This is a genomic window from Duganella sp. OV510 (assembly GCF_900100205.1).
Classification (GTDB): Bacteria; Pseudomonadota; Gammaproteobacteria; order Burkholderiales; family Burkholderiaceae_D; genus Rugamonas.
The window spans coordinates 151552-176592 of record NZ_FNEQ01000008.1; the positions used below are offsets into that span (position 1 = coordinate 151552).

Sequence of the window (25041 nt, forward strand, 5' to 3'; positions counted from 1 at the left end):
AGCATGCCCGATTTCCCTAAAGCGTCTACCCAATTCATGCCGGAAGGCCCGGCCCTGGCGCCGTCGCCGGTAGCGGCGGCTGGAGTGCAGCCAGCCATTGCCGTTCAAGGCCTGGCCAAGCGTGTTGCCGATGCCGCCGGCGAACTGACGATCCTGCACGAGGTGGATTTTACCGTGCAAAAGGCCGAGACGCTGGCGATTGTCGGCGCATCGGGCTCGGGCAAGTCCACCTTGCTTGGTCTGCTGGCCGGGCTGGACACGCCGAGTGCCGGCAAAGTGATACTGGACGGCGTCGACATCTACGCGCTGGACGAAGACGGCCGCGCCGCCCTGCGCAAGGAAAAGCTCGGCTTCGTGTTCCAGTCCTTCCAGCTGCTGGCGCACCTGACGGCGGTGGAAAACGTCATGTTGCCGCTGGAACTGGCGGGCGTGGCAGGCGCACGCGAAAGGGCCGAAGCGATGCTATCCCGCGTCGGCCTGTCGAGCCGGCTGAAGCACTATCCCAAATACCTGTCCGGCGGCGAACAGCAGCGCGTGGCACTGGCGCGCGCCTTCGTCACCGAGCCGCCGCTGCTATTTGCCGACGAGCCAACGGGCAGCCTGGACGCCGCCACCGGCGAAGCCGTAATCCAGCTCATGTTCGAGCTCAACCGCCAACACGGCTCAACACTGGTGCTGGTCACACACGACCAGTCAATGGCCGCCCGCTGCCGCCGCACCATCACCATCGCCGCCGGCCGCCTCGTCTAAAAAACCGGGGTCAGTTCTGCCAAATGTACATGAGCTCGTGTACGTTTGGCAGAACTGACCCCGGACTCTAGCGGGCTTGGTGGTGGATCATGCGGTTGAGGGCGGTGCGGATCGCGGGGATCAGTTCGCCGGCGGTGAGGCCGATCGGGCCGATGCCTTCGGTGACCAGTACGTCGGCCGCCATGCCGTGCAGCCAGACCGCTGCCAGTGCCGCCTCCCATTGCGGCCAGCCCTGCGCCAGCAGGGCGCCGCACACGCCTGCCAGTACGTCGCCGGTGCCGGCGGTGGCCAGCGCCGGGTTGCCGGTGGTGTTGATGACGGCCTGGCCGTCCGGCGCGGCAATGATGGTACCGGAGCCTTTTAATACCACCACAGCATGCAGCCGCGCGGCCAGTGTGCGCGCCGCGCTTAGCCGGTCGGCCTGGACGGCGCCGATGCTGCTGCCGAGCAGCCGTGCGGCTTCCAGCGGGTGCGGCGTGATGACGACTGCGGCCGAACGCTGCGCCAGCGCGCTTTGCAGCGCGGCGTCGCCCGCCAGCAGGTTGAGGGCGTCAGCGTCGGCCAGCAGCGCGCTGCCGCAGGCGATGGCGTCGGCCAGCAGGTCACGCGCGGCAGCCGAGTTGCCCAGGCCGGGGCCAATCACCAGCGTGGCCTGGCTAAGGTCGAAGTCTTGCGCGGCGCGGCACATCAGTTCCGGCTGGCCTGGATCGGCGGCCAGCGGATCTTCGACGAACAGCGTGTAGACACGTCCGGCGCCACTGTTGATGGCGGCACGCGACGCCAGTATCGGCGCACCGCTCATGCCGCGCGCGCCGCCGATCACCGCCACGTTGCCATAGCTGCCCTTGTGCGAGTTGTGCCGCCGCGCGCGCAGGTGGCGCGAAAAAAATTTGACGTCGTTCAGGTGCAGGGACGCCGGCATGTAATGGCTGGCGTCGATCTCCAGCCGCGCGATGTCGACCAGGCCTGCGTAGTCGCGGCCGTCGCAGGTGTGCAGCCCCGGCTTGTTGCCGATGAAGGTGACGGTGTGCGTGGCGCGGATGGCGACGCCGCCCGGCCCGACCACGCAGCCGGTATCCGCATCCAGCCCGCTGGGAACGTCCAGCGCCAGCACGCTGCAACGCAGCTGGTTGATGGCCTCGACCAGCGTGCGCAGGGCGCCGCCAATCGGCCGCTTCAAGCCGATGCCGAACAGGCCGTCGATGACCAGGTCCCACTCCGTGCCGGCGATGTTGGCGTCCTCCGCCTCGCGGAAGCGCGCGTCGCTGGACTGCGCACGCGCCAGCGCTGCCTTGCGCTCGGCCGAGGCGGCGTTGGCGTTCGGCGGCGCGTGATGAATCAGCGTGACCTGCGCGCCGGTAAAGGATAGATGCGCCGCCGCTTCCAGCGCGTCGCCGCCATTGTCGCCCGGGCCGGCCAGCACCAGCACCCTGGCCTGCGCGATGGTGATGGGCAGCAGGTCCAGCGCGGCGTTGGCGCTCGATTGGCCGGCGCGCTGCATCAATGCGCCCGGCGGCAGCGCGGCTGCGGCGGTGCGTTCGATGGTGCGGATTTCAGCAACGGTATAAAGTGGATTCATCGTGCCATTTTAGCATCTAAAAATTGTGCAAGCTCCGCTGGTGCGACGTGCATCGGCGGCACTACAATAGACGCTTCACAGCTTAGCGAGGCATGCATGGATTGGCAATTCTGGATAGACCGGGGCGGCACATTTACCGACATCGTGGCGCGTGCGCCGGATGGCCGGCTACGCACGCTGAAGCTGCTGTCCGAGAATCCTGAACATTACGCCGATGCGGCCATTGCCGGCATCCGCCAACTGATGGGCGTCGCCAAGGGGCGGCCGATTCCGGTGACGCAGATCGGCGCGGTGAAGATGGGCACCACCGTGGCCACCAACGCGCTGCTGGAGCGTAAAGGCGAGCCGACCGCACTGGCGATCACGCGCGGCTTCCGTGACGCGCTGCGCATCGCTTACCAGAACCGTCCCCGCCTGTTCGATCGACGCATCCTGCTACCGGAGCTTCTGTACAGCCATGTGATCGAAATCGATGAGCGCATTGGCGCACACGGCGAGATCGTCACAGAGCTGGATCCGGTGGCCGCGCGCGCCGGCCTGCAGCACGCTTACGATCAGGGCCTGCGCTCGCTGGCGGTGGTGTTCATGCACGGCTACCGCTATCACGCGCATGAGGCCAAGGTGGCCGATCTGGCGCTGGAAATCGGCTACACGCAAGTCTCGGTGTCGCACGAAATCAGCCCGATGATGAAACTGGTGGCGCGCGGCGATACCACCGTGGTTGATGCCTACCTGTCACCGATCCTGCGCCGTTATGTCGACCAGGTGGCCAGCGAGCTGCCAGGCGTGAACCTGCAATTCATGCAGTCCAACGGCGGCCTGACCGACGCGCGCGCGTTCCAGGGCAAGGACTCGATCCTCAGCGGCCCGGCCGGCGGCATCGTCGGCATGGTACGGGCGTCCAAGCTGGCTGGCTTCGACAAAATCATCGGCTTCGACATGGGCGGCACCTCGACCGATGTGTCGCACTACTCGGGCGAATTCGAACGCGTGTTCGAAACCCAGGTGGCCGGCGTGCGCATGCGCGCGCCGATGATGAGCATTCATACCGTGGCGGCAGGTGGCGGCTCCATCCTGCATTTCGACGGCAGCCGCTATCGCGTCGGCCCGGACAGCGCGGGCGCCAATCCCGGCCCTGCCAGTTATCGTCGCGGTGGTCCGCTGGCGGTCACCGACTGCAACGTCATGCTGGGTAAAATCCAGCCGCAGCACTTCCCGCAACTGTTCGGCGCCGACGGCAATCAGCCGCTGGATGCCAGCGCAGTGCGCGAACGCTTCAGCGAGATGGCCGGCGAGATCGCTGCCGCCACCGGTACGGAAACCACGCCGGAACAGGTGGCAGAAGGCTTCCTCGATATCGCGGTCGGCAATATGGCCAACGCCATCAAGCAGATTTCGGTGCAGCGTGGCCATGATGTGACCGAATACGCGCTGACCAGTTTCGGTGGCGCCGGCGGCCAGCACGCCTGCCTGGTGGCCGATGCGCTGGGCATGAAGACGGTCTTCGTTCATTCGCTGGCCGGCGTGATGTCGGCTTACGGCATGGGCCTGGCCGACCAGACGGCGATGCGCGAAGCCGCCGTCGAAACGCGTCTCAGCGCCGACGATGTCGCCAGTCTGGAAGCGCGGCTGGACGCGCTGGGCCGCCAGGCGCGCGCGGATCTGCATCACCAGCAGGTGGAAGATGCGCGCATCTCGCTGATCCGCCGCGTGCATCTTCGCTACGAAGGCACGGATACTGCGCTGATCGTGCTGTTCGATACGGTGGAGGCGATGCAGCGGCAGTTCGAGGCGGCGTATCGCAAGCGCTATTCCTTCCTGATGCAATCGCGTGCGTTGATTGTGGAGGCGGTGTCGGTGGAAGCGGTTGGCAAATCCGATGCGCCTTCGGAGACGGTGGAGCCGGCGACGCGCCGGGTGTCCGGCCTGATGCCGCATGCGGTGGTGCCGATGTACAGCGGCGGCAAGTGGCGCCAGACCAGCCTCTATCAGCGCTCGGCCACGCGCATTGGCGACATCATCAAAGGCCCGGCGATCATCGCCGAGGCGAACGCCACCACCATTGTGGAGTTGGGCTGGCAGGCGCAGGTATCGCTGCACGACCATCTGGTGCTGAAGCGTGTGGCGGCCTTGCCTGAGCGGCGCGCCATCGGTACCACCGCCGATCCGGTGATGCTGGAGATTTTCAATAACCTGTTCATGTCGATCGCCGAGCAAATGGGGCTGCGGCTGCAGAACACTGCGTACTCGGTCAATATCAAGGAGCGGCTCGACTTCAGCTGCGCCATCTTCGATGCCGACGGCAACCTGATCGCCAACGCGCCGCACATGCCGGTGCACCTTGGCTCGATGGGCGAAAGCATCAAGACCGTGATGCGCGAGAACGCCGGCCGCATGCGCGCCGGCGATGTCTTCATGCTCAACGATCCGTACAACGGCGGCACGCACCTGCCGGATGTCACGGTGATTACGCCGGTATTTGATGAGGCGGGCGCGCAGATCCTGTTCTACGTCGGCTCGCGCGGCCACCATGCGGACATCGGCGGCACCACGCCGGGCTCGATGCCGCCTGATTCGCGCGTGATCGAGGAAGAGGGCGTGTTAATCAATAACTTCAAGCTGGTCGATGTTGGCCAGTTGCGCGAAGCCGAAACGCGCGCCTTGCTGGCCAGCGCGCAGTACCCGGCGCGTAATCCGGACCAGAACCTGGCCGACCTGCGCGCGCAGATCGCCGCCAACCAGAAAGGCGTCGAGGAGCTGCACAAGATGGTGGCGCACTTCGGCCTCGATGTAGTCCAGGCTTACATGGGCCATGTACAGGATAACGCCGAAGAGGCGGTGCGGCGCGTCATCAGCGCCTTGAAGGATGGCGCTTTCACGCTGCCGCTGGATAACGGCGCGCAGATCCAGGTAGCTGTGCGCGTGGACCAGGCAGCGCGCAGCGCGGAGATCGATTTCACCGGCACATCGGCGCAGCTGGAGAACAACTTCAACGCGCCGTCGGCGGTATGCATGGCGGCGGTATTGTATGTATTCCGCACGCTGGTGGATGACGAGATTCCGCTGAATGCCGGCTGTCTGAAGCCGCTGAAGGTGCTGATTCCACAAGGCTCGATGCTGAATCCGCGCTATCCGGCTTCTGTCGTTTCCGGCAACGTGGAAACCTCGACCTGCATCACCAATGCGCTTTACGGCGCGCTGGGCGTGATGGCGGCGGCGCAGGGCACGATGAACAACTTCACCTTCGGCAACGCCAAGTACCAGTATTACGAAACCATCAGCGGCGGTTCCGGCGCCGGCGAGGGCTTCGACGGCACGTCGGTGGTGCAAACCAATATGACCAACTCGCGCCTCACCGATCCCGAGATACTGGAGTTCCGCTTCCCGGTGCGGCTGGACAGCTACGAGATCCGCGCCGGCAGCGGCGGAGCAGGGCGCTGGCACGGCGGTAATGGCGGCGTACGCAAGGTGCGCTTCCTGGAACCGATGACGGCGGCGATCCTGTCCAACAACCGCATCCACGCGCCATTCGGCATGGATGGCGGCGAACCGGGTGCGCTGGGCCGCAACAGCGTGCAGCGCGCGGATGGTTCGGTTGAAGTGCTGGGCCATATCGGCAAGACGGATATGCAGCCGGGCGATGTATTCATCATCGAGACGCCCGGCGGCGGCGGCTTTGGTTCGTCAACCTAAGTTGACAAACGCGGGTGCGTCAATTAAAGTTGACGCATGACCGATCTCCATCACATCAAGATTCCGGACGAACCCGGCGACGCCATGGCGGCGGCGCTGGCGTTGCGCGCGCTGGCGGATCAAATTGAGCGCAATGCTGTCCGGAAGGCGTTGGAGACGGGCTGGACCTGGGCCCAGATTGCTGAAGCACTTGGCGTGACCAAGCAAGCCGCCCACAAGAAGCATGCCGCCGCGATCGCACGCGGCTAACCGGAGATCGATGATGTTCGCCAAGCTGAAGCAACGCTGGAAAGACACACGCACTATCATGGCCTTGTCGCTTGACGCGGAACGGCGCGCCTTGCAGGAAGGACAGCGCCATCCGGGTGCGGAACATTACATGCTGGCGGCGCTCGATCTGCCTGATGGCAGCGCGCGCCGCGTGTTCGAGCGTCTCGGCGCCGATCCGGATGCTTACCGCGCCGCGCTCGCCAATCGCCACACCGCCGCGCTCAACGCGATGGGCTTGCACGTGGACGCCGCCGCCCCATCAGGCGCCGCCGCAGCAGACCAGGCGTCCGCATCCGCCACTGCGTCCGGCCGCAGGTCGCTGGACGGCGCCGAGGTCGGCGACGCATCCGCCGCTGCGTCCGGCCACACGTCGCTCAATGGCGCCCAGGCGGGTGACGCCTCCGTCACCGCCGCAATCGCGCCGTGCACGCCATCGGTGCTGTTTGATGCCCAGCCGTCCGGTCAGTCGCTGATGCAGAGCCTGCCCGAGTTGCAGCGCCGCTTGCCGGCGCCTTTGTGCGGCGCGCACGTGCTGCTGGCTGCTGCGACGATGGCGCACAGCGCTGCCGGCCGCGCATTCAACACCATCGACATCGACCTGCAAGCCCTTGGCAACGCCGCCGAGGCGGAACTGCAAGCCACCATGGCATCCTGACAGACCAGGCAGGCGATACCCTCAGTACCGGAATCCGCCACCTGCCATTCGGGGCTTGTCCGCCGCTTGCCTGGCAACGTACAGTTGAATTTTTGACAGGCAAGAGGAAGGCACCATGCGCACACTACTGAGGATATTCCAGTCCCGCAGCTCGCCACGCGCCGCCATCCTGTCGGCCTTCCTGCTGTGCGGTTTGTATTTCGTCTCCTGGTACTTCATCAGCCATTGCCTTTCCAATGGCCTCATCGCTTTCTGAAAACGGATCCCATGCTCAAACGCTTGCTGCCCACGCTATGTCTGCTTCTGCCTCTGTCCGCCGCGCTGGCGCAAGAGGAGGCACCTCCGCCAGCCGACGCTGAAACCGTGCTGCTGGTTGGCCAGCGTCCCGGTCCGGGCCTGTGGAAAGTCAGCAAGGGCGATCATGTGTTGTGGATCTTCGGCACCTATTCGCCGCTGCCGGACAAAATGGAATGGCGCTCGCAGCAGGTGGAAAGCATCCTGGCCCAGTCGCAGGAATACCTGACGCCGCCGCGCGCGCAGTTCAAGGTCGGCTTTTTCAAAGGCATCACCATGCTGCCAACCTTGATCGGCATCGAGAAAAATCCGGACGGCGCCACCTTGCAGGACGTGCTGCCGGCCGACATCTACGCTCGCTGGCAACCGCTGAAAACCAAGTATCTCGGCAAGAACAACGGCATCGAGCGCGAGCGCCCGATTTTTGCCGCGCAGAAGCTGTATGAGGCTGGCCTCAAACAATCCGGCCTGACGCGCGGCTACGCGGTCGATAAGAAAATCGACGACATCGTCAAGCAGCACAAGATCAAAGTGACCGACACCGGCATCAAGCTCGACACCAGCAACGCCTCCGAAGCACTGGGCGAATTCAAGAAGGCGCAGCTGGCCGACACTGCCTGCTTCACCAGGACGCTGGACCGCCTGGACGCCGATCTCGACGCGATGCGGGTGCGCGCCAACGCCTGGGCCAAGGGCGACATCGAAGTCATCCAGAATCTCAGCTATCCCGACCAGAAAGCCGCCTGCGACGACGCCATGCTCAACGCGGAATTCGTCAAGAAGCATCCGGAATTGCAGAACGTCAAAGAGCGCGTACAGACCGCCTGGCTGGCAGCGGTGGACAAGGCGCTGGACAGCAATGCTACCAGCTTTGCCATGCTGAATATGTCGGACATCCTCGGCAACAGCAGCTACCTGAATGCGCTCAAGGCCAAAGGCTATGAGGTGGTCAGTCCGGACTAAGGCTAGGCGGTCGCCGAAATGCCGTACTTGCGCTGGGTGTGGTGATACTGCGCCGTCAGCGTTTCCAGTGATGGGTGGGCCGGGTCGAGGCGGCGCATGCGTTCCAGCAGGAACAGGCATTGTTCGCCCAGCGGCGCCTCCCAGCCCAGGTCGTCCAGCTGCTTGAGGATGGCCGAGGTGGCCGCCGGCAGCAGCGACATATTGCCCGGCGCCTTGCGCAGCCCGGCATTCAGCGTGTCCACCGCCGCCCGCAGATCGCCATGCGAACGCTGCTCGGAAGCGTGTGCGATCAGCTCGTCGACCTGGATCTTGATCTGTTCGCCCATGCCTTGCGCCAGGTCGTGACGGCCGGCTTTTTCAAACACCTGCACCGCGTCGTCCATCGAAACGCCGCTCTCGTTATCGTTCATCAGGTTCAGCATCAGGTCGGATGCCTGCTGGTCGAGCTTGACACCGAGGCAGCTGTGCACCAGCCCGATTTTCAGCCCGGTCGACAAGCCCCGGCTGGCGGCCACCGAATTCACGGCGTTGGTCAGTTCGGTTGCTGCCGCCGTCAGGTTGCCGGCCATCTCCTGCACCAGTCCGGCGGCGATCGCACGGCAGACATCGACGTTGGGACTGCTGCGCAGCGACCGCTCCATGTCGCGGATCACGCCGGTGGCCTGGTTGGCATCGCCTTTCTTGACCAGCGTTTTGACCAGCTTGACGTGGTCCTCGGGATCGCGGAATTCTGAATACTTGGCCTTGGCCACCACTTGCTTGAACGCTTTCTCGGCGACGCCGACGTCGCCGGTTTCAAACGCCACCTCGCCCAGATGACGCAGCCGGCGCACCATGTGCGGGGAAATCTGTACCGCGTCCTCCAGGATCTTCTTGGCGGATTCCTGCTGGCCCAGCGCTTCGTGGGTGCGCGCCAGCAAGTCGTACGCCGCCATATAGCGTGGATTCTGCTCCAGCAGCTGTTGCAGCGTTTCCTGTGCCTCGGCGTACTTGGCCAGGCCGTAGCGGCAGCGCGCCAGGCCCAGATGCGCCCAGGCGATAGGGCGGGTCATCAGTATCCACTGGTAGACCATTTCGGCATCGGCCAGGTCGTTGACGGAGAACATCAGCTCGGCGCGCAGGCGGGCGAAATCGATGGCGTAGCGCGGACTCTTGTCCTGCGCTGTCAGGCATTCGGTGATGGCCTTGCGCACATTGCCCATTTCGATGGTCTGGTAGATCGGCAGGAAGTGCGTGCGGCGGTCGACCGCGCGGCTGATGCGCTGTAGCAGGGAGTCGACGGTGAAGGGCTTCAGCAGATAGTCGGTCGGGGTCAGTTCGGCGGCGCCGATCACCTTGCTGTACTCGCCTTCGGAAGTCAGCATGATGAAAATCGTCCACGGCGAGATCAGTTTGTGGTGGCGCAGGTCTTCCAGCAATTGCTGGCCGTCCTGGCCATTGGCCTCGCCGCTGCCGTTGCCGAGGTCGTATTCGCACAAAATAATGTCGAACGGCTTCTTGGCGAGCTGACGGATCGCCGTGCCTGAGCTGACTGCATACTCGATCTTGGTGATCGACGACTGGCTCAGCATATTGTGCAGGTTGCCGCGCATGCCCGGATTCGGGTCGACGATCAGCACCGACAAGTCGCTATTTTCTGCCATTGTTCACCATCCACGCTAAGATGTGCTCAGCATACTCCATGGCAAATGAAAATACCTTATTTTCGGCGCAAAATGTTGCTTCCATGGCAGCTTTTGCACGGTGTAAGCACTATATGGCAACGCTGATAGCGGGTATAATGTCGGCAAAGGAAAATCTGCAAGACCAGTATCTCGTGCCTCATTCCCCTTTAAACCGCAGCCTAGCTGCATCAACTATCTTCCAACCATGCTGATTCTGCCGGGCTCTAACGCCCTGTCCGCATTCCGTAGCCAACGCCTGTTGAACCAACTGCAAGCTGTGCTGCCGTCCGTTGCCGCTGTCCAGGCGCGCTATGTCCACTTCATCGATGCCGGCGCACCGCTGTCGGCCGACGACAGCAACAGCCTGCAAGGCCTGCTGACCTACGGCGAGCCGGCCCACGCCGAGAATACCGAAGGCGCTGTCGAAGAGTTCTTCGTCATCCCGCGCTTCGGCACGATTTCGCCATGGGCGTCGAAAGCCACCGACATTGTCCACAACTGCGGCATGGTGCACATCAAGCGCGTCGAGCGCGGCGTCGCGTACCGCATCAACCTGAAGACCGGCATCCTCGGCAGCTCGATCGGCGCGCCGAAGAAGCTGAGCGACCAGGAAGTACAGGCGGTGATCGCGCTGCTGCACGACCGCATGACCGAGTCGGTGCTGCGTTCGCCGGACGATGCAGCCGGCCTGTTCCGCGAACTGCAAGCCCGCCCGCTGGAAAGCGTCGACGTGATCGGCAGCGGCAAGGCTGCGCTGGACAAGGCGAATACCGACCTCGGCCTGGCCATGTCGGATGATGAGGTGGAATACCTGGATGCCGCTTTCACCAAGGCCGGCCGCAATCCGACCGACGTGGAACTGATGATGTTCGCGCAGGCCAATTCCGAGCACTGCCGCCACAAGATCTTCAACGCCGACTGGACCATCGACGGCGTCGCCCAGCCGAAGTCGCTGTTCGGCATGATCAAGAACACCCACCAGCTGCAACCGAAAGGCACCGTGGTCGCCTACAGCGACAACTCGTCGATCATGGAAGGCGCTGAAGTGATGCGCTTCTTCCCGCAGGATGGCAGCAACGAATATGCGCCGATGACCGAGTTGACGCACACGCTGATGAAGGTCGAGACGCACAATCACCCGACCGCGATCTCGCCGTTCCCAGGCGCCTCGACCGGCGCCGGTGGTGAAATCCGCGACGAAGGCGCGACCGGCCGTGGTGCCAAGCCGAAAGCGGGCCTGACCGGCTTCACCGTGTCCAACCTGCTGCTGCCGGGCGCCGTGCGTCCGTGGGAAAGCGATGCGGTGGTCACCGCGCCAGTCAACGGCGCTGATTACCGCGATACCGGCACGCCATACGGCAAGCCTGAGCGCATCGCCTCGCCATTGCAGATCATGATCGACGGCCCGCTGGGCGGCGCCGCGTTCAGCAATGAATTCGGCCGTCCGGTGCTGGGTGGTTATTTCCGTACCTACGAACAGAACATCGGCAAGCAGTTCGCCGGCGCACATGACACCGTGTTCGGCTATCACAAGCCAATCATGATTGCCGGCGGCATCGGCAATATCTCGTCGCAACACACGCACAAGAACGATATCCCGGTCGGCAGCCTGCTGGTGCAGCTGGGTGGTCCCGGCATGCGCATCGGCATGGGCGGTTCGGCCGCATCGTCGATGGCGACCGGCACCAACACCGCCGACCTGGACTTCGATTCGGTCCAGCGTGGCAATCCGGAGATGGAACGCCGCGCGCAGGAAGTCATCAACGCCTGCTGGCAACTGGGCGCGAAGAATCCGATCATCTCGATTCACGACGTGGGCGCTGGCGGCTTGTCGAACGCTTTCCCGGAAATTACCAACGACGCCAAGCGCGGCGCGATTTTCGACCTGCGCAAGATTCCGCTGGAAGAGAGCGGCATGGCGCCGAAAGAAATCTGGTCCAACGAATCGCAGGAACGCTATGTGCTGGCGATTTCGCCGGACGACCTGCCCTTGTTCCAGTCGATTTGCGAGCGTGAGCGCAGCCTGTTCGCCGTGGTCGGCACGGCCACCGAAGAACGCCAGCTGAAGCTGATCGATCCTGAACTGGGCAACGAGCCGGTCGACATGCCGATGGACGTCCTGCTGGGCAAACCGCCTAAGATGCAGCGCGACGTGCACCACGTGCAGAACGATTTCCCGGCCATCGACCTGACCGGCATGGATCTGGGAGAAGCCGCCAAGCGCGTGCTGCTGCTGCCGACTGTCGGCGACAAGTCCTTCCTGATCACCATCGGCGACCGTACCGTGGGCGGCATGTCCGTGCGCGACCAGATGGTCGGTCCATGGCAGGTGCCGGTGGCTGATTGCGCCGTCACAGCCATGAGCTTTGAAGGCTACCAGGGCGAGGCGATGGCGATGGGCGAGCGCACGCCGCTGGCCGTCATCAACGCCGCCGCCTCGGGCCGTATGGCCGTTGCCGAAGCGGTGCTGAACATCGCTGCTGCGCCGATCCGCTCGATCGAAGACATCAAGCTGTCGGCCAACTGGATGGCAGCCTGTGGCCAGCCTGGCCAGGATGCCGCGCTGTACGACACCGTGAAGGCGGTCGGCATGGAGCTGTGCCCGGCACTGGGCATTTCCATCCCGGTCGGCAAGGATTCGCTGTCGATGCGCACCACCTGGAAAGAGGGCGATGAGGCCAAGGCTGTGTTGTCGCCGGTCTCGCTGATCGTTTCCTCGTTCGCGCCGGTATATGACGTGCGCAAGTCGCTGACGCCACAACTGCGCACCGATGTGGGTGACACCTCCATCATCCTGATCGACCTGGGCCGTGGCAAGAACCGCCTGGGCGCCTCGTCGCTGGCGCAAGTCATGGGCCAGCTGGGTAACTCGGTGCCGGACGTCGACAATCCGGAAGACATCAAAGCCTTCTTCGCCGCCATCCAGCAACTGAACGCGGATGGCAAACTGCTGGCTTACCACGACCGTTCGGACGGCGGCCTGTACGGCACGCTGACCGAAATGGCCTTCGCCGGCCGCGCCGGCCTGTCGATCAACCTCGACATCCTGACGCTGGAAGAGGGACATGGCGCCGACCAGGGCGACGCCAAGAACTGGGCCACCCAGATCGCCGAACGCCGCAACGAGCAGACGCTGCGCGCGCTGTTCTCGGAAGAGCTGGGCGCCGTCATCCAGGTGCGCGCCGAAGAGAAATCGGTGGTGATGGACGTGCTGCGTTCGTTCAACCTCGGCGCTTGCAGCCACATCATCGGCAAGACCAATGACCGTGGCGTGATCGAATTCACCCGCGACGCCAAGGTCATCTACAACAAGCCCCGTGTCGAGTTGCATCGCCTGTGGAGCGAAACCAGCTGGCGCATCGCCCGCCTGCGCGACAATCCGGCCTGCGCCGACGCCGAATACGACCGTCTGCTGGACGAACAGGACCCGGGCATTACGCCAAAAGTCACGTTCGACCTGAGCGAGAACGTTGCCGCGCCATTCCTGGCCACCGGCGTGCGTCCACGGGTAGCCATCCTGCGCGAGCAGGGCGTCAACTCGCACATCGAAACCGCCTACGTCATGCACCAGGCTGGCTTTGCCGCGATCGACGTGCACATGAGCGACCTGATCTCGGGCCGCGCCAAGCTGGATGACTTCCAGGGCGTTATCGCCGTCGGCGGCTTCTCGTACGGCGACGTTCTGGGTGCGGGCGAGGGCTGGGCCAAGACCATCCTGTTCAACAGCGCGCTGTCGGATCAGTTCGCCAAGTTCTTCGAGCGCAAGGATACCTTCGGCCTGGGCATCTGCAACGGCTGCCAGATGATGAGCAACCTGAAACCGCTGATTCCTGGCGCGCATGCCTGGCCGAAGTTCACCACCAACAAATCGGAGAAATTCGAAGCCCGCTTCGCGATGGTGGAAGTGCTGGATTCGCCGTCGATCTTCTTCAGCGGCATGGCCGGCACGCAGACGCCGATCGCCATCGCGCATGGCGAGGGCTATGCGGACTTCTCGCAGACCGGCAACATCGGCGAAGCCGTGCACGCGATGCGCTTTGTCGACAACCGTGGCGCCGCCACCGAAGCCTACCCGTACAACCCGAACGGCTCGCCGCAAGGCCTGACTTCGGTAACGACTCCGGACGGCCGCTTCACGGTGATGATGCCGCATGCCGAGCGCGTATTCCGTACCGTCCAGCAGTCGTGGGCACCGGAAGCCTGGGGCGAAGAATCGCCGTGGATGCGCATGTTCCGCAACGCCCGCAAATTCGTCGCCTAAGTTTTATAGGTGTTTATTTGCTTCACGGAAGGAGAGCGGCGCAAGCCGCTCTTTTTCTTTGTGGGTAAATAAGCGGACCGCGTCCGGCGCGTGGCGGGCATAATCTCTTAACGCCCAGCCGATCGCTTTTTGAATAAAGAATTCCTTTTCGTGCGCCAGCGCCAGGCAGTAATCAAATAAGCGCTGCGGATCGGTTTTATCTCGCCAGCCTAATTGGTGTAATAAGGCGATGCGCCTTACCCACATATTGTTATCTCGTAACGCGTTATCCATATAATCGTGCTGGTGGCGTAATACGTCGCCAATAATGCCGGCTAATGCATCCACTGTGTCCCACCACGATTTATCCTGTACCAGTTCCATGAGTGCGGGAATATCCGCGATGTTTAATTCTTTCCAGTGCATCGCCAGCATGTCCAATGCCACGTATTGATATTCGCGCTCCGGTAGTTGCCATAGCGCGCGGGCGTGGGCCAGCAGCGTTTTGGTGCCTCGGCCTTTCAAGACGCGCAGCAGCGGTTTGCCGGCGGCGCGGCGTTCGGGTGTGCCGACGCCCAGGAAGATGAACTGGTCACGCATGTAGGCGCGCATGGCTGGCGCACGCTTTGCGTCGATGGCTGAGGTGAGGGCGGCTGCCATATCGGCCAGGAAGGCCGGGTTTATGCTGGTTGTTGGCATGATCGCGCTGGTTTTGAGTCTACAGAGGACGTAAAAAAAGCGCCTGCAAGCAGGCGCTTCGTTGGAGCCGGTCCAGATTACTGGATCTTGGCTTTCTTCAGCAGCTCTTCGCGGTAGGCTGCGATCTTGCGCTGTTGCAGCGCTTCAGCAACCTGGCCTTTAACTTCAGCCAGCGGAGGCAGCTGGGTTGGACGCGATTCTTCCAGCTTGATGACGTGGAAACCGAATTCGGTTTTCACCGGGGTCTGGGTGATTTCACCGTTTTTCAGTGCGATCATGGCGTCGGCAAATGGTTTAACCAGTTTGCCTGGGGTCATCCAGCCCAGATCGCCGCCGTTATTGGCGGAACCGTCTTTCGATACCTTGGCCAGTTCTTCGAATTTACCGCCGGCTTTCAGCTTGGCGATAATATCTTTGGCTTCCTGTTCAGTAGCGACCAGAATATGACGCGAGTGATATTCGGTTGGGCCGACAGCAGCTTTATACTTGTCGTATTCAGCCTGGATTTCAGCATCTTTAACCGGGTTTTTCTTCACATAATCAGCCAGCATCGCATTGATAATAATGCTTTGACGGGCGTTATCGATAGCGGAGGTCACTTCGGCCTTTTTGCCGTAACCCTGTTTATCGGCTTCCTGCAGCATCACTTCGCGGCTGATCAGTTCTTTTTTCACAGCTTCGCGCAGTTGCGGCGAATCTGGCTGCTGGCCCTGGGCGACAACTTGTTTGACCATTTGATCAACCTTGGCAGCTGGAATGGCCTTGCCGTTGACGGTGGCGGCATTCTGGGCGAAAGCTGGTGCTGCCACGACAGCGATCAGGGCTAACATCAGGCGGGCTGGCTTCAACATCATTATTTCAATCCTTAAAAAATTACACTCTGAAGGTGCATCATACCTACGCAGAATCAAAAACGGCGCCCCGCAGGGCGCCGCCTTTCATAACATTACTGCACTTTTGCTTTCTTTACCAGTTCTTCCTGATAAGCTTGCACTTTCTTCTGGACCAGTGCTTCAGCCACTTGCGGCTTCACTTCTTCCAGGGTAGGCAGTTTGGCTTGACGGACATCGTCTACCTTGATCACGTGGAAACCGTTCGGGGTTTGCACTGGCTTCTCGGTAACCTGGCCTTTTTGCAGGGCCACGAAAGCTTGCGAGAACACTGGTGGGAAGGACGAAGGCGAAGCCCAGTCCAGATCGCCGCCATTGGCTGCCGAGCCGGTGTCTTTCGACTGCTTGGCCAGCTCTTCGAACTTGGCGCCGCCCTTGATCTTGGCGATCACGTCGTTGGCTTCCGCTTCGGTACCCAGCAGGATGTGGCGCACGTGGTATTCCTTGTCGCCAGCTTGTGCGACGAATTTGTCGTACTCAGCCTTGATGTCGGCGTCCGACACCGGGTTTTTCTTCACGTATTCACCCAGCAGGGCATTGACCATGATGGCCTGGCGGGCGTTTTCGATGGCGGTCTTGACGTCGGCATTCTTGGCATAGCCTTGCTTGTCCGCTTCCTGAACCAGCACTTCGCGGCTGATCAGGTCTTTCTTGATCATGTCACGCAGTTGCGGCGAATCAGGCTGCTGGCCTTGGGCTACAACTTGCTTGACGACGGCCTCGACGCGCGAGGTTGGGATCGCCTTGCCATTTACAACGGCAACGTTTTGCGCAAAAGCTGGTACAGCGACAACGAGAAGTGCAATCAGCAACTTGGCTGGCTTGAAAGTCATTATTAATTCCTGTAAAGGGAAAGATTTAGCGAATGTAAGCTTGGACGGCTATGTCTTCAATTATTTTTAATAAAAGCCGATAGCGGCCGCAACCGCATCAGACTTCTGACGGCGCCAATGCGGTAATGGCCAATGCATGAATTTCTTTGTGCATCATATCGTGCACGGAATCATACACGAGTCGATGTCTCGTGACGAGTTTCAGGCCTTCGAATTGTAACGAAACAATTCTGACATTGTAATGGCCGCCGCCAGAGGCCGCGCCGGCATGGCCGGCGTGGGAGGCAGAGTCGTCTTCCAGCACCAGTTCAAGCGGTGCCAGCCTGGCCTCGAAGGCTGCACGCATGCGAGCCAGGCGGGTATCTTGAATCCCGCTCATGCCTGGTCCTTCATATGGCGCGACAAATACACCGTTTGCGCGATGATAAATACAAACATGATGCCGGTAACGCCAAAGGTTTTGAAATTGACCCAGGCATCGGTGTCACCTTTAAACAGTACAAAGGCCAGATACCAGTTCAGCACGCCCATGGCGGCAAAGAAAATCACCCAGGCCAGATTCAGGCGCGACCAGATCAGGTCCGGCAATTCGATAATTTCCTTCATCGACTGGCGCATCAGGTTCTTTTTGAACAGCAGATCGCTGGCCAGCAGGCCGACAGCGAACAGCCAGTACAAAATGCTCAGTTTCCACTTGATGAAGGCTTCATCATGCAGATAGATGGTCAGCCCGCCGAACACCGAGAACAGCACCAGCGTCACCCACAAGGTGCCAGTGACTTTCTGCCCGCGCAGCTTGACCCAGGCAATCTGCGCCACCGTGGCGAGGATGCCGATGACCGTGGCCAGCACGATCGGCGATTGCTCCGACGTGACCGAACCGCCGGACACCACGCCGCTCATATAAGTGTTGATGAAGTGCTGGGCCGCGTCGGCCTCCATGCCAGCCAGCTTGTAGGCGGCGAAGAAGCAGAGGACCGGGAGCCAATCGAACAGGAATTTCATGATGTCTTTATTAGTCTTGTGGGTCGAAACGTAAGGATGCCGAGTTGATGCAATAACGCAAACCGGTCGGCGGCGGGCCGTCCGGGAATACATGGCCCAGGTGCGCGTCGCACACGCCACAGATGGTTTCGGTGCGCAGCATACCATGGGAACGGTCGACTTTTTCCACTACATTGGCCGGATCGATCGGTTCAAAGTAGCTTGGCCAGCCGCAACCGGAATCAAACTTGGTATCGGAACGGAACAGCGGCGTGTTGCAGCATACGCAGGTGTAGATCCCATGCTCGTGATGATCCCAGAACTTGCCGGTAAAAGCACGTTCGGTGGCGGCATGGCGCGTCACCTGATATTCCATCGGATCGAGTTCGGCGCGCCATTCGGCGTCGGTTTTGACAACTTTATTGCTCATGGCTTATTTCTCGCTTAAGAAGAACAGCTAACTTCCAGGTGACTTGCCCAGTCCGGCGGCAAGGCGGCATATTGCTCGTGCTCGGGCTGTTCGTCGTAGGGGCGCTGCAACACGGTCAACAGGCGCTCCACCTCGGAAAAGTCCTTGTTTTGCGCCTTTTCAATGGCCACCTGGGCCAGATAGTTTCGCAGCACGTATTTGGGGTTGGTTTGATTCATCGCAACCGTGCGCACGGCGTCGTCGCTGCCTTCAGCGCGCAGCCGCGCGCGATAGCGTTCGGCCCAGGCATCGAAGGCAGGGCGCTCGATGAACAGGTCGCGCAGCGCTTCGTCGCCACTGGTGTCGGCCGCGCGCACGCCGCTCAGGCGGCGGAAGAACAGCGTGAAATCCACGCCTTCCAGCATGCCGAACAGGTCGTCGAACAGCGCGCGGTCGTCGTCGGCGTGCTGGTCCAGCATGCTCAGGCCGAGCTTGGCGTGCAGCAGTTCGTCCATCTTGCGGGCGAATTCCGGCTGGTAGACATCCAGCGCCGCCTGTGTCGGCTCGACTTCGCCGATCAGCGGCAGCAGCGCCTGCGCCAGCGCGTAGCAGTTCCAGTGGCCGATCTGCGGCTGGTTGGCATAGGAGTAGCGGCCTTGCTGGTCGGTGTGGTTGCAGATGTGGTTGGCGTCGAACGCTTCCATGAAGCCATACGGACCGTAATCCAGCGTCAGGCCGAGGATGGACATATTGTCGGTGTTCATCACGCCATGCATGAAGCCGACCGCCTGCCAGTGCGCGATCATGTGCGCGGTGCGGCGCGTGACTTCTTCCAGCAGCGCGGCGTAGGGATTTTCCGCCGTCCGCAGCGCCGGGTAAAAGCGCTCGATGACGTAGTCGGCCAGCAGCTTCAGCTGATCGTTTTGCTTGCGGTAGTACCAATGCTCGAACGAGCCGAAGCGCACGAAGCTGGGCGCCATGCGCACCACCACCGCCGCGCTTTCAACCGTCTCGCGCACCACGCCCTGGTCCGAGCCGGCCACCGACAGCGCACGCGAGCTTGGAATGCCGAGCGCATGCATGGCTTCCGAGCACAGGAATTCGCGGATCGACGACCGCAGCACGGCGCGGCCATCGCCCATCCGCGAGTAGGGCGTCAGGCCTGCGCCTTTCCATTGCAGTTCCATCGGCCCCTCGGCCGTGGCGACATCGCCGAACAGGATGGCGCGGCCATCGCCCAACTGGCCGGCCCATACACCGAACTGGTGGCCGGAATAGACCGCAGCCAGCGGTTGCGCGCGCTCCGGCACGGTGTTGCCGATCAGGATGTCCAGGCTGGCGGCGACGTCGTCTGGCGCCAGGCCGATCAGCTGCGCGGCCGGTGGGCTGACGCTCACCAGGTAAGGCGAGGGCAGCGGCGTCGGCATCAAGCGGGTGTAAAAAGCAGGCGGCAGGGACGCGAAGGAATTGTCCAGCGGCAGTTTAGCGGCAGTGATGATGTGCTCCAGGTTAGCTCAGTTCCGGATTTTACCGCAGCCACGGAATGCGGCGGTGCAGCAATGAAAAGCGGAACGCCGGCCTGGTAATGCCGCAAAGCATGAAAGTAGGTTAACTTCACAAATAAATAGTTTGACTCCTAACTGTTTTGCTATTACATTATTGCTCTAAGGCACTATTTAGGCCACTCCGGCCACCCAGGCGCGCACCCCGGCAAAGTAATCGTCCCGGCGATAGTTATCTATTCGACACGCCCCCGGTCCATCCTACAGAACGAGAAAACGATATGTTTCATAGCATAACTATACGCACGCGCCTGATCATCACCATGACTGTGCTGGGCGTCCTCATGCTGGTCCTGGGCGGTCTCAGCATCTTCGGCCTGAACACCGTCAATTACGCACTGAAAGACGTGTACTCCAATCAGATGGCATCGACCGTCGCGCTGGGCAATGCCAAGAACTTCCTCAACCGCGCCCGTTTCGTCATCGACCGCGGCGTATTTCACCCGGAAGCATCTGACCTGGAGAAAACGCTGGGCCGCGCGGAAGGCTTCCTGCAGGACGGCGAAAAGGCCTGGAAGGGCTACCTGGCACTGCCGCTGGGCGGCGAGGAAAAAGTGCTGGCCTCCGACCTGGACGCCAAGCGCACCGTCTATCTGGCCGAACTGCGTGGCCTGATCACCGCGCTGCGCAATCATGACGAAGCCAAGATCGAAGAAATGTCGATGAAAACCCTGTCGGCGCAATTCGGCATCTTTGACGCCGCTTCGAACAAGCTGGAACAGTACCAGCTGACCACCGCCAAGGATCACTACGACGAAAGCCAGTCCTTCTTCAGCAGCTTCACCACCGGTTTCACCATCGCGCTGGTGCTCGGCGCCATCCTGATTGTCTACTCGGCCATGCGCCTGCTGGCAGCCATCCTGCGTCCGCTGGAACATGCGCTGGGCCACTTCGATCAGATCGCCGCCGGCAACCTGGCCAACCAGATCAAGATCGAGCGTGAAGACGAGATGGGCAAGCTGATGAAGGGCCTGATCAAGATGCAGGACCAGATGTCCGGCACCGTCAGCAGCATCCGCACTGGCAGCAGTGCGATCGCCACCGCCAGCGCGGAAATCGCCTCGGGCAATCTGGACCTGTCGCGCCGCACCGAGAACCAGGCCGCAGCACTGGAAGAAACCGCTTCCTCGCTGGAAGAGCTGACCTCGACCGTGCGCCAGAACGCCGATAATGCCCGCCAGGCCAATCAGCTGGCGCTGAGTGCGCAAGAGGTGGCAGGCAAGGGCGGCATGCTGGTGTCGCAGGTGGTGGACACCATGGGCAACATCAACACCTCGTCGCGCAAGATTGCCGACATTATCGGCGTGATCGATGGTATCGCTTTCCAGACCAATATCCTGGCGCTGAACGCCGCCGTGGAAGCCGCCCGTGCCGGTGAACAGGGCCGTGGCTTCGCCGTGGTGGCGACCGAAGTGCGCAATCTGGCGCAACGCTCGGCTGCCGCCGCCAAGGAAATCAAGGAACTGATTACCGAGTCGGTCGAGCAGGTAGACGCCGGCAACCAGCTGGTCGACAAGGCTGGCGCTACCATGGACGAGATCGTCAGCAGCGTCGAGCGCGTCACCAGCATCATGACGGAAATCATGATCGCCGGCGAAGAGCAGAGCGAAGGCATCAACCAGATCAACCAGGCCATCGTGTCGATGGACGAAGTGACCCAGCAGAACGCCGCGCTGGTGGAAGAGGCCGCCGCTGCCGCCAACGCCATGCAGGAGCAGGCCGCGCAGCTGGAAGAAATGGTCAGTACCTTCAAGCTGGACAGCAGCACCGGTAACCGCCCGGGCGACCGTCCGGCCTTGCGCCGGCCGGTCCTGGCACTGGGCCAGTAACAGCAGAGGGGCGCTACGGCGCCCTTTTTTATTACCTGTCGACGTGGCTTGGTCAGCAGCACTTCAGGCGCCTGTGTTTGCCGCCAGCATCCCGTCGCTACAGGATTTACTTGAGGGCGCCGAACACTTTGCCGATCAGCTTGCTGCCAGTGCCGATCGGATCGGCGCGGATGGCTTTTTCTTCCTCGGCGATCATAGTGTACAGCCCGTCCAGCGCGCGCTGGGTGACATAGCCTTCCACCGTGGACTGGTCCTTGGCCAGCACGCCCAGCCTGGGCGCCAGGCTCATCGCAGTGTTATACCTGGTGGCCAGACCGGACTTGTCGGTGACTTTTTTCACCACCGGCTGGAACTGCACGGCCAGCTTGTCCTGGGTTTTGGAACGGAAGAAATCGGTCACCGACGTGTCGCCGCCGGTCAGGATGTTCTTGGCGTCGGTGATGGTCATCGACCTGACCGCATCCAGCAGCAGCGGTTTGGCCATCGGCACGGCGGATTCGGCGGCGCGGTTCATCTGCACCACCAGCTCGTCCAGCTGCTGGCTCTTGCCGGTCATCTTCAGCAGCGGACGGGCCTGTTCCAGGATCTTCGGCAGCGGAATCCGTACCTTGTCGTTGTTGAGGAAGCCGCCTTCGGCGCCAAGCTTGCTGACTGCCGCGTTGGAGCCGGTTTCCAGCGCCGCTTTCAGGCCGCCGGACGCATCCTTGTTGCTCAGGTCGTCCAGGGAAATGGCACAGGCGCTGGCGGCCAGCAGACTCAGCGGGAGCAGCAGGGCGATGGTGCGGCGGGAAATCGGCATGGTGTGGCGTCCTTGATGGTCAATGACGCTACTGTACTCCAGCAGCGCTTACGCCGCCAGCGCCGGGATTTCCTGGCCTAGCCGTTCCAGCAGACGATCGCACTGGAATACGCTCAGTGTGCGGCGCGACTCGCCTTCGCCGACGTCGATCACCTCGTCCATCTCGGTGCGCGGATCGCCCTGGGCGCTGGGATTGCGCATCATCTTCGGTGCGCCGTAGCGCTTGCTGTCTTCGATGGTCATGATGTTTTCCACCGCGTCCACCATCAGCCCATAGCATTCATCGCCACGATCGACCACCAGGATCTTGGACTTGCCGGTGTCTTCCAGCGGCGCCATGCCGTACAGGCCGCGCAGGTCGATCACGGTAATCATCTGCTGGCGCAGGTTCAGCATGCCGCGCATGAAGGCGGGCAGGCCGGGCGGGCGGGTAATCTCGCCGACGCTGAAGTCGATGATTTCACGCACCTGCTTGATCTCCACCGCGTAGCTGTTTTCCAGCCAGAAGCTGATGTAGACCTGGCGCTGGCTGCGCCGCGCGTCGCGCCGTTCGTTGCTGGCGATCAGTTCGGCGTCCTTGGGATACAGCGCCGCGTGGCCGGTGCGCATGTCCTTGATTTCGGTGCTGGAAAAAATCTGCTGGTGATCGAGGAAGAAGATGTCTCCCAGCTCCGGCTTGGACAGGCAACCGGCAAACATGCCGGCGCGCGCCTTGCTCAGCATCGGGATCGGCATCACTTCTTCGCTGTAGAAATTGACGATATTGTCGACCGAGTCGACGCGGAAACCGATGGTGGCGTCGTCGATGCGCGCCACGATGATGCGCTGGTCCGCCCCCTCGACGCGTTCGCCGGCAGCGCTGGCATTCAGCAGCGTGGCAAAGTCGACTACCGCCACCGGCGCCCCGCGGAAATTGATGCGGCCCAGGCACAGCGCGCTGTTCAGCACCGACGCCTGCAATTCGGGCACGCGGATAATCTCCTGGATCGCGCCCATCTCGAAGGCAAGCGACGATACACCAACGCGGAAGCTGACGCATTGACGGCGCTCGCCCTGGCGGCGGCGCGTCTGCCGGTCGTTGCATTGCAGCGCCAGCACTTGCGGCACGTTTTCGATATGAATCAGCGCGTTCGGGTCCAGCACCTGCACCAGCCGCGCGCCCTGGTCGAGCAGAATGGTGCCGGCCACCACGCCGCGTTGTTCGCCTTCCGCATAGGCCAGCGTGCTGCGCTGCTCAGGCCGCACGCGCAGGATTTCGCCGGTGGCGTCGAACAGGATGCCGACCAGCACGCCTTCATAATCAAGGATGGCGATCTTGTCGGTGGGCAGGGCGCCACGCGCGCCGGCGTCAAACACACGGCCCAGGTTCACCACCGGTATCACGCTGCCGCGCAAGGTAAACACGCCCGCCAGGAATTTGGGCGACAGCGGCAGCGCAGTCACTTTTTCTGGATAGTTGACCACCTCGCGGAAGCAGCTGGCAGGCAGGGCGAATTCATCGTCGCCCAGTACGAACGAGCCGAACAGCTCGGTGCAGGAGACGGCGGAAGCATCAGGCATGGGCAGTCCCCGCGCAAGTGGTGACGATTTCCTGCACCGAGTAGGTGCAAGTGGCGCAATCAATGGTCATGGTGCGGCCGCACTTGCCGCCGATGCGGCAATAGCTGACGTTCAGACCGAACTTGCGCAGGTGCTTGCGCGCCGCGTCGGCATTTTGCTGGCCGATCTGCAGGCGGCTGGAGCAGCTGTTCAGCATGGTGGCGCCGCCAGCGACGATGACTTCGATATCGGCGCAGTCGTCCTCGGTGGCGCCGATCAGGCGTAACAAGGACGGCACGGCCTGGTTGACATAGCGCGCGCCGAATTCATCGGCCATCTGCGCGCATTCTGGCAACAGGCAGTGCGCCAGCGCGCAGCGGCCGCGCTTTTTCCAGATCAGGCCGATGCCGACGCAGGAGCCGAGCAGGGCGCTCAACTGGTCGGTACGGGCGCCGGCTTTCAGCTGGCCCATGGCCACTTGCAGCGGCGCGCGTGGTTCGTCGGCAAGCGGTGTTGCCCACGGCATCGGCAAGACTTGAGGAAAGTTGAAGAGTGCTTGCATGTTGACCGCCTATTCCATTCGATAAATCATCGGCCGGTCGAACTGATAGGCGGTGTTGAGGCCAGAGATCGATTCGGATTCCCCCACAATCATGACAGCGTGGGGCGCCATGCTCGGGCGGGCCTGGTTCAGTATCGCCTGCTGCTGCTCCTGATCGAAATAGATCAGCACATTGCGCAGGAATACCAGATCAAACTGCCTGGCTGGCTTTAACGGAGTCAGCAAATTATGTTGGGCCAACTCCACGTTTTTCTTCAGTGCATCCACCACCCGCAGGCCATTGGCGCTGGGACGGAAATACTTCCTGACCCAATCCGGATGCGTGGACTGGATGCGCTCCACCGAACGTCCGGTGTACTGGCCGTCGCGCGCCAGCGCCAGGATCTGCTGCGATATATCGGTCGCATGGATCTGGTAGCTGAAGCCTGGATGGGCTGCGGCAAATTCTTCGCACAGCATCGCCATCGAATACAGTTCCTCGCCGCTGGAGGCGGCCGCCGACCATACTTTCAGGCGCTTGCCCTGATGCGCCTGCCACCACTGCGGCAGGAATTCCTTCTCGACATAATCCCACACCTGTGGCGTGCGGAAAAACAGTGTGTCGTTGGTGGTGACCAGGTCGATAAAATGCGGAATCTCTGCCCGGTCCTGTTCCACCTTGTCCAGGTAAGCCTGGTAGCTGCCCAGGTTCAGCGCCTGCACGCGCGGGCGGATGCGCCGTTCCAGCAGCACGCTTTTGCGCTCCGTCATGGCGATGCCGGTGTGCTTGCGCACCAGCGCGATCAGCGCCGACAGCGTAGCGGGAGTAAAGCCGCCGGTTTCCATGA

21 protein-coding genes are annotated in these 25041 nt (G+C 62.1%); 8 read left to right on the forward strand and 13 right to left on the reverse strand.

Going from position 1 to position 25041, the window contains the following annotated elements; translation table 11 throughout:
• The first annotated feature begins 36 nt into the window (after nucleotides 1–36).
• Nucleotides 37–750 carry an ABC transporter ATP-binding protein gene (locus BLS51_RS20860; protein ID WP_090187816.1) on the forward strand — a complete coding sequence of 238 codons (714 nt, stop codon included), beginning with the start codon at nucleotides 37–39 and terminating at the stop codon, nucleotides 748–750.
• Nucleotides 751–817: 67 nt separating this feature from the next.
• On the opposite strand, the gene BLS51_RS20865 is transcribed toward BLS51_RS20860, so the two are convergent.
• Entirely contained in the window at nucleotides 818–2329 is a 1512-nt protein-coding gene (locus BLS51_RS20865; RefSeq protein ID WP_090187820.1) for an NAD(P)H-hydrate dehydratase, read from the reverse strand.
• A 96-nt stretch (nucleotides 2330–2425) separates the two neighbouring features.
• Between BLS51_RS20865 and BLS51_RS20870 the strand changes: the two genes are divergently transcribed.
• The 5 genes from BLS51_RS20870 (at nucleotide 2426) to BLS51_RS20890 (ending at nucleotide 8204) form a co-directional block, all read left to right on the forward strand.
• Nucleotides 2426–6022, forward strand: coding sequence for a hydantoinase B/oxoprolinase family protein (locus tag BLS51_RS20870; protein WP_090187823.1), 3597 nt, complete (start codon nucleotides 2426–2428; stop codon nucleotides 6020–6022).
• A gap of 36 nt (nucleotides 6023–6058) precedes the next feature.
• Nucleotides 6059–6271 (forward strand): hypothetical protein, encoded by a 213-nt coding sequence (locus BLS51_RS20875; protein ID WP_090187826.1) that lies wholly within the window; start codon nucleotides 6059–6061, stop codon nucleotides 6269–6271.
• Nucleotides 6272–6281: 10 nt separating this feature from the next.
• Complete coding sequence (locus BLS51_RS20880) at nucleotides 6282–6947, forward strand: Clp protease N-terminal domain-containing protein (protein ID WP_175472640.1); 666 nt, start codon at nucleotides 6282–6284, stop codon at nucleotides 6945–6947.
• A gap of 115 nt (nucleotides 6948–7062) precedes the next feature.
• Nucleotides 7063–7203 (forward strand): hypothetical protein, encoded by a 141-nt coding sequence (locus tag BLS51_RS29770; RefSeq protein WP_175472641.1) that lies wholly within the window; start codon nucleotides 7063–7065, stop codon nucleotides 7201–7203.
• An 11-nt stretch (nucleotides 7204–7214) separates the two neighbouring features.
• Entirely contained in the window at nucleotides 7215–8204 is a 990-nt protein-coding gene (locus BLS51_RS20890; RefSeq protein WP_090187836.1) for a TraB/GumN family protein, read from the forward strand.
• Nucleotides 8205–8206: 2 nt separating this feature from the next.
• Here the strand turns inward: BLS51_RS20890 and BLS51_RS20895 are convergent, their stop codons facing one another.
• Nucleotides 8207–9847: a response regulator gene (locus BLS51_RS20895; protein ID WP_090187841.1), complete on the reverse strand. Its 1641-nt coding sequence runs from the start codon at nucleotides 9845–9847 to the stop codon at nucleotides 8207–8209.
• 226 nt (nucleotides 9848–10073) lie between these two features.
• Here BLS51_RS20895 and purL point away from each other — a divergent pair, with 226 nt between their 5' ends.
• Entirely contained in the window at nucleotides 10074–14129 is a 4056-nt protein-coding gene (gene purL, locus BLS51_RS20900; RefSeq protein WP_090187845.1) for a phosphoribosylformylglycinamidine synthase, read from the forward strand.
• A 3-nt stretch (nucleotides 14130–14132) separates the two neighbouring features.
• Here the strand turns inward: purL and BLS51_RS20905 are convergent, their stop codons facing one another.
• From BLS51_RS20905 to BLS51_RS20935, 7 genes are all read right to left on the reverse strand, one after another.
• On the reverse strand, nucleotides 14133–14807 hold the full coding sequence (locus BLS51_RS20905; protein ID WP_090187849.1) for a DNA alkylation repair protein: 675 nt from the start codon (nucleotides 14805–14807) through the stop codon (nucleotides 14133–14135).
• A 77-nt stretch (nucleotides 14808–14884) separates the two neighbouring features.
• Nucleotides 14885–15661, reverse strand: coding sequence for a peptidylprolyl isomerase (locus tag BLS51_RS20910; protein ID WP_090187852.1), 777 nt, complete (start codon nucleotides 15659–15661; stop codon nucleotides 14885–14887).
• 92 nt (nucleotides 15662–15753) lie between these two features.
• Nucleotides 15754–16530, reverse strand: a complete 777-nt coding sequence (locus tag BLS51_RS20915; protein WP_090187856.1) for a peptidylprolyl isomerase — start codon at nucleotides 16528–16530, stop codon at nucleotides 15754–15756.
• 97 nt (nucleotides 16531–16627) lie between these two features.
• Nucleotides 16628–16909 carry a BolA family protein gene (locus BLS51_RS20920; protein ID WP_090187860.1) on the reverse strand — a complete coding sequence of 94 codons (282 nt, stop codon included), beginning with the start codon at nucleotides 16907–16909 and terminating at the stop codon, nucleotides 16628–16630.
• A complete protein-coding gene (locus BLS51_RS20925; RefSeq protein WP_090187864.1) occupies nucleotides 16906–17535 on the reverse strand; it encodes a septation protein A in 630 nt (209 codons plus the stop codon). The genes BLS51_RS20920 and BLS51_RS20925 overlap by 4 nt, the downstream gene beginning before the upstream one ends.
• 10 nt (nucleotides 17536–17545) lie before the next feature.
• The gene (gene msrB, locus BLS51_RS20930; RefSeq protein ID WP_090187869.1) at nucleotides 17546–17944 is read right to left on the reverse strand and encodes a peptide-methionine (R)-S-oxide reductase MsrB; all 399 of its coding nucleotides are present in this window, start codon (nucleotides 17942–17944) and stop codon (nucleotides 17546–17548) included.
• Between the two features lie 14 nt (nucleotides 17945–17958).
• Nucleotides 17959–19350, reverse strand: a complete 1392-nt coding sequence (locus BLS51_RS20935) for a protein adenylyltransferase SelO (RefSeq protein WP_373994349.1) — start codon at nucleotides 19348–19350, stop codon at nucleotides 17959–17961.
• A 356-nt stretch (nucleotides 19351–19706) separates the two neighbouring features.
• On the opposite strand from BLS51_RS20935, the gene BLS51_RS30540 reads away from it, so the two are divergent.
• Nucleotides 19707–21314, forward strand: a complete 1608-nt coding sequence (locus BLS51_RS30540; RefSeq protein WP_090187876.1) for a methyl-accepting chemotaxis protein — start codon at nucleotides 19707–19709, stop codon at nucleotides 21312–21314.
• A gap of 106 nt (nucleotides 21315–21420) precedes the next feature.
• Here BLS51_RS30540 and BLS51_RS20945 read toward each other — a convergent pair whose 3' ends face one another.
• The 4 genes from BLS51_RS20945 to BLS51_RS20960 are packed head-to-tail and all read right to left on the reverse strand — an operon-like array spanning nucleotide 21421 to nucleotide 25039.
• Nucleotides 21421–22113 carry a DUF4197 domain-containing protein gene (locus tag BLS51_RS20945; protein ID WP_090187880.1) on the reverse strand — a complete coding sequence of 231 codons (693 nt, stop codon included), beginning with the start codon at nucleotides 22111–22113 and terminating at the stop codon, nucleotides 21421–21423.
• 48 nt (nucleotides 22114–22161) lie between these two features.
• On the reverse strand, nucleotides 22162–23673 hold the full coding sequence (locus BLS51_RS20950) for a chemotaxis protein CheW (protein ID WP_090187884.1): 1512 nt from the start codon (nucleotides 23671–23673) through the stop codon (nucleotides 22162–22164).
• Nucleotides 23666–24214 carry a chemotaxis protein CheD gene (locus BLS51_RS20955; RefSeq protein ID WP_090187888.1) on the reverse strand — a complete coding sequence of 183 codons (549 nt, stop codon included), beginning with the start codon at nucleotides 24212–24214 and terminating at the stop codon, nucleotides 23666–23668. The genes BLS51_RS20950 and BLS51_RS20955 overlap by 8 nt, the downstream gene beginning before the upstream one ends.
• A 9-nt stretch (nucleotides 24215–24223) precedes the next feature.
• A complete protein-coding gene (locus tag BLS51_RS20960; protein ID WP_090187893.1) occupies nucleotides 24224–25039 on the reverse strand; it encodes a CheR family methyltransferase in 816 nt (271 codons plus the stop codon).
• Between the last annotated feature and the right edge of the window lie 2 nt (nucleotides 25040–25041).